At 40.3% G+C, this 263-nt stretch carries 1 protein-coding gene; it reads left to right on the top strand.

Annotation, left to right across the window (positions count from 1 at the left end):
- Positions 1 to 37: 37 nt before the first annotated feature.
- Positions 38 to 263, top strand: a 226-nt coding sequence (locus CUZ56_RS16060) for a hypothetical protein (protein WP_204250954.1), incomplete at its 3' end; no start/stop codon positions are given.

Here is a 263-nt window from a genome sequence, read left to right as displayed (position 1 = left end):
GAAAAAAGAGTTAGAAAAGGCACGGCTCTGACCAAGTATGAATATCGATCCAGATAAAAGACTTACTTCCTTCCACCCATCTCCTCGCGAAACCAGGAGGGCAATGCACAAAAAACCATTCCTGTTTGTACAGGGCAAACTTGCTACATGCCCCAGTCAAAATCTGTCATTTGTGGTGCGGCTCAAGAAACATGAAAGAGGGGCTATCTCTCCACTTCTTGATCATATATATATATGTATGTATGTATATATATATGTATATG

Origin of the sequence: Saezia sanguinis (assembly GCF_003991585.1) — a bacterium.
GTDB lineage: Bacteria > Pseudomonadota > Gammaproteobacteria > Burkholderiales > Burkholderiaceae_C > Saezia > Saezia sanguinis.
Note: the sequence above shows the minus strand (reverse complement) of the source record. Positions and strands in the feature narration are given on the sequence as shown.